The organism is Pararhodospirillum oryzae, from assembly GCF_007992075.1.
In the GTDB taxonomy this organism is placed as follows: domain Bacteria; phylum Pseudomonadota; class Alphaproteobacteria; order Rhodospirillales; family Rhodospirillaceae; genus Pararhodospirillum; species Pararhodospirillum oryzae.
Map to the genome: position 1 here is coordinate 1 of NZ_BJZO01000180.1, position 1,386 is coordinate 1,386.

At 65.7% G+C, this 1,386-nt stretch carries 2 protein-coding genes; both read right to left on the reverse strand.

Going from position 1 to position 1,386, the window contains the following annotated elements; genetic code table 11:
* Positions 1 to 232: porin (locus ROR02_RS16365; protein WP_147165104.1), on the reverse strand; the 232-nt coding region annotated here is incomplete at its 3' end.
* A gap of 324 nt (positions 233 to 556) precedes the next feature.
* A partial coding sequence (locus tag ROR02_RS16370) for a porin (RefSeq protein WP_147165105.1) occupies positions 557 to 1,386 on the reverse strand: 830 nt, incomplete at its 5' end.

Here is a 1,386-nt window from a genome sequence, read left to right on the forward strand (position 1 = left end):
TGGTCAGGCCGTTGTCCAGCTTGGTCGAACCCTTCACGTACACTTCGGTGTCGGTGTCCATGCCGAAACCGTCGGAGTCGTCGAAGCCGCCGTCTTCCAGCGTGCCGACGCCACCGAAGTACTGCTCCATCTTGCCGCCCAGCGACAGCTTGATCTTGTCGGCGGCGGAAGCGCCACCGGCGAACAGACCCGCGGCCACCAGAGCGGTGGTGCCGAACAGAATCTTCTTCATCTGCTTAATCCTCTTGGTCAGATTGACAAAGACACACAAGCCACGGACGTCACCCCACCGAAACCAACCCAAACAGCCGGCCGGGCGTGAGGCCCTTGGGTTTCAAGGGAACGCGTGGTGCCGCGTCCCATCCTTCTCCCCGAAGACCCTTCCACCAAGGTGTTTCCACCCCGGAGGCGCGCCAGGTTCCGGGAGATCTCGGCTCCCGGCCCCCTTTTTAGGGGATTTCCCGAGACGTTCCCCCCCATGGGAAACGCCCCGGAACCCTTTGGAAGGCGAGGAACAACCAGCCCCGCCTTCCGCATTCCCAACAGAGCCCGGCGCTTAGAACGCCAGGACCAGACCCGTCACCGCGCCGATACCGTCGCGGTTGTCGTTGGCCGCGCCGGTGTCGGCGTCGGCGTCGGCGTAGAACAGGGCACCGACCAGGTTCACGCCCGGGCCCATGGTGTAGTTGCCGCCCAGTTCATAGACGGTGCGCGACGTGCCGGACTCGGTGTCGTTCTGGGCGTAGACGAAGCCCACGCCGTAGGGGCCGCTGGCATAGTGCAGACCGGCTTCCCAAACCGAGAACTCGTTGGCCACGTCCTCGCCCGACCGGCCGAAGTAGCCGCCCGACAGGGTGAAGCCGGCATACTGGAAGCCCAGGCCGCCGCGATACATCCAGTCGTCGTTGTCGTCGACCTCGGTCGCGAACGAGCCGTCGGCCATCACCTTCACGCCGCTGAACTCGGTGTTCAACGACAGGCCGGCCTGCACTTCGTCGCGGTTGACATCGCCGTTGGGCACGCCAGCGCCCGCGCGGCCCCCGAGACCGGCACCCGGCTTCGGCGCGTAGGAGACGCCGGCCTGCACGCCGTAGAACGAGGGGGTCACATACGAAATGCGCAGCGAGTCATCGGTGGGACGGGTATCCAGGGTCACGAAGGTCGCGGCGGCGGTGGGGTCCTTCATCCAGACCACCGCGTCCTGGGGCTGGATCCAGCCCAGGAAGTCGTCGGCCAGCGGGGCGCGCACCGCGAAGCGGTCCATCACGCCTTCCTTTTCGCCCAGGCGCAGGGAGCCGAACGAGCCCGACACGTCAACCCATTGTTCGTCAACGTTGCGGTTGCCGTTTTCATTGGCCTCGGCCTCGAACTGGATCATGGCCGAGA